The organism is Streptosporangium sp. NPDC006013 (assembly GCF_040614275.1).
Lineage (GTDB): Bacteria > Actinomycetota > Actinomycetes > Streptosporangiales > Streptosporangiaceae > Streptosporangium.
Genome location: NZ_JBEXUE010000740.1, coordinates 1 through 3,343, shown reverse-complemented (window position 1 = coordinate 3,343; position 3,343 = coordinate 1). Strand labels below are relative to the sequence as shown.

The 3,343-nt window shown below is 68.2% G+C and carries 3 protein-coding genes; all 3 read left to right on the top strand.

All coding sequences use genetic code 11. The features are described from left to right. A partial coding sequence (gene iscB / locus ABZ260_RS48835; RefSeq protein ID WP_355632174.1) for an RNA-guided endonuclease IscB occupies positions 1 to 1,398 on the top strand: 1,398 nt, incomplete at its 5' end. Further along, a complete protein-coding gene (locus tag ABZ260_RS48830) occupies positions 1,398 to 1,805 on the top strand; it encodes an ATP-binding protein (RefSeq protein WP_326641744.1) in 408 nt (135 codons plus the stop codon). The genes iscB and ABZ260_RS48830, both read left to right, overlap by 1 nt. A gap of 119 nt (positions 1,806 to 1,924) precedes the next feature. Next, the coding region (locus ABZ260_RS48825) for a M14 family metallopeptidase (protein WP_355632171.1) at positions 1,925 to 3,343 on the top strand (1,419 nt) is incomplete at its 3' end.

Here is a 3,343-nt window from a genome sequence, read left to right as displayed (position 1 = left end):
GCTTCGGCGTCTGAGGGAGCGAACCGTGAGGTTCACCCGGCCGTGTTCGTCCTGGGCGCCTGCGGCCACCCGCTCGACCCCTGCCACCCCGCCCGCGCCCGCCGTCTGCTGGCGGCCGGGCGGGCGGTGGTTCACCGCCATACCCCGTTCGTCATTCGTCTCAAAGATCGCGATGCGGCGACCTCGGCCATCGAAGGCGTGCGGGTCGGCATCGACCCTGGCAGCAAGCACACCGGCCTGGCGGTGTTCACCGACCACGGTGGAAGCCGGAGCGGGAGGTATGCGATCCGGCTCGACCACCGAGGAGCAGCGATCCGAGACAAGCTCAGTGCGCGGGCCGCGCTGCGCCATGCTCGCAGGTCACGCAACCTGCGTCACCGCGCCCCCCGGTTCCTCAACCGGACCAGACCTCAGGGGTGGCTCGCGCCGTCGCTGCGCCACCGCGTTGACACCACCTTGTCGTGGGTGGTGCGGCTGACCCGGTGGGCGCCGGTGCGGGCCGTGCACGTCGAGCGGGTGGCGTTCGACACCCACGCCCTCAGCGCGGGCAAGCCGCTGCAAGGGGTGGAATACCAGCAGGGCACCCTCGCCGGGTACGAGGTCCGCGAATACCTGCTCACCAAGTGGGGGCGGGCGTGCGCGTACTGCGGTGCGACCGGTGTGCCGCTCAACCTCGACCACATCCACCCGCGCAGCCGGGGCGGCTCCGACCGCATCTCTAACCTGACCTTGGCGTGCATCGGCTGCAACCAGGCCAAGAACGCGACGCCGGTGGAGGAATTTCTCCGGGCCAAGCCCGCACTGCTCGCGAAGATCCTCAAGCAGGCCAAAGCGCCACTGCGCGACGCCGCCGCCGTCAACGCGACCCGGTGGGCGCTGTGGCGGGCGCTGGAAGCCACCGGCCTGCCCGTGTCCACAGCCTCCGGTGGCCGAACGAAATGGAACCGTTCCCGTACCGGTGCCGCCAAGTCGCACACGTTGGACGCGCTGCACGTCGGCCACCTGGAGAACGTCACCACCTGGCCGTCGGCGGTCCTGGTGGTCAAGGCGACCGGGCGCGGCACCTACGCCCGCACCCGCACCGACCGCTACGGCTTTCCCCGGCTGCGACTCCCCCGGACCAAGCAGGTCAAGGGGTTCGCCACCGGCGATCTGGTCCGCGCCGTCGTACCGAGCGGCAAGAAGGCCGGGGTCCACCTCGGCCGCGTCGCGATCCGCAGCACCGGCAATTTCAACATCACCACCCGGCACGGCCTCGTGCAGAGCATCGGCCACCGCCACGTCCGCCTGCTCCAGCGAGCCGATGGCTACGGTTACACCACCCACCCAGAAACGCGGCACCGTGCCGCGTTTTCTTCCCCGCCCGAAGGCGGGGGTCTCCACGCTGGAGGTATCTGATGACGACCGGACGGCAGGCCGTCTCACCTCGATCCACGGTGACCCTCAAGGGGGTCCCGGAGTCGGTGTCGATGGCGCGAAGCCGGGTCAGGGAGCTTCTGGGCGAGGGACACCCCGCGTCCGACGACGTCATTCTCCTGGTGAGCGAGGTGGTGACCAACTCCGTGCTCCACTCGGGTTCCGGAGGGGGCGGAGAGGTCGCGATGACCGTGGCGGTGGGATCGGCCGCGGTGCTGGTCGAGGTCTGTGACGCCGGGTCCGGCGCGTCGATGCCGCACGTGCGCAACGACCCCGAGGCGGAGGGCGGGCGAGGCATGTTCCTGGTGGACCTGCTGGCCGACAACTGGGGCATCCAGGACGACGCTCCCGAGGGCGCCAGGACGCTCTGGTTCGAGGTCGTCTTCTGATCTCGGGGCGAAGGGTGTGCGGCTCCTAAAATTTGGGCCTTTGCTAATCAACCTCCCTGTCTGACTCTCAGTGGAGGCACGCGACAAATCCCTAGAGTGCGTGCCTGAGGAGGACGCAGGTGAGACGCCGTCTGATCGTGGTGTTCGCCGCTTTGGCGCTGTTATGTCTTGGTGTGAATGGGGTGGGCGCCTCGGCCGAGCCGCAACCGAACAGCCAGTACAAGGTCCAGGGGCCGAGCACCTCCCAGCAGCGAAGCGCGATCGCGGCCACCGGTGCCGCGATCGATCAGGTCGATGCCGACTCGGTCGTGGTCACCGCCAGTGAGGCCGAGGTCGCCGAGATCAAGAAACTCGGCCACACCGTCACGAGGATTCCCAGGTCCTTATCCCCGACCGGGGCAGAACGGCGCTCGGACTTCCCCTCGGCCGACTCCGGCTACCACAACTACGCCGAGATGACCGCCGCGGTGAACCAGATCGTCGCCGACCACCCGACGATCGCCCGCAAGATCAGCTATGGCACCTCGTACGAGGGACGCGACCTGATCGCCGTCAAGATCAGCGACAACGTCAACACGGACGAGAACGAGCCCGAGGTGCTGTTCACGCACCACCAGCACGCTCGCGAGCACATGACCGTCGAGATGGCGATCTACCTGCTCAACCTGTTCACCGACGGCTACAGCACCGACAGCCGCATCGCCAACCTGGTCAACACCCGCGAGATCTGGATCATGCCGGACCTCAACCCCGACGGTGGCGAGTACGACATCGCCACCGGTTCCTACCGCTCCTGGCGCAAGAACCGGCAGCCCAACTCCGGCTCGTCGTACGTGGGCACCGACCTCAACCGCAACTGGGGCCACCAGTGGGGTTGCTGCGGGGGCTCCTCCGGCTCCACCTCCAGCGACACCTACCGGGGTTCCGCGGCCGAGTCGGCTCCCGAGGTCAGGGCGGTGGCCAACTGGGTCCGCAGCAGGGTCGTCGGCGGCGTGCAGCAGATCAAGTCGCACATCGACTGGCACACCTACGGTGAGCTGATCCTGTGGCCGTACGGCTACACCTACAACGACACCGGCCCCGGCCTGACCCAGGACGACCGCGACGCCCACGCGACCCTGGGCCAGAACATGGCCACCACCAACAACTACACCCCCCAGCAGGCCAGTGATCTCTACATCACCGACGGTTCGATCGACGACTGGATGTGGGGCGTCTACAAGATCTTCAGCTACACCTTCGAGATGTACCCGACCGGTTCCTCGCCGGGCTTCTACCCCCCCGACGAGCAGATCGTCCCGCAGACCACCCGTAACCGTGAAGCCGTGCTCCGCTTCCTGGAGTACTCCGACTGCGTCTACCGCATCATCGGCAAGGAGCCGCAGTACTGCGGCACCGGCACCCCGCCGGTGACCGTCTACTCCGACGAGTTCGAGACGGCGGCCGGCTGGACGACCAACCCCTCGGGCACCGACACCGCCACCTCGGGCCAGTGGGAGCGCGGCGTCCCGCAGGCCACCACCTCCAGCGGCGCCAAG

Excerpts from the sequence above, each read along its gene's own strand:
- ABZ260_RS48830 (WP_326641744.1), top strand. The coding sequence starts at position 1,398 with ATGACGACCGGACGGCAGGCCGTCTCACCTCGATCCACGGTGACCCTC.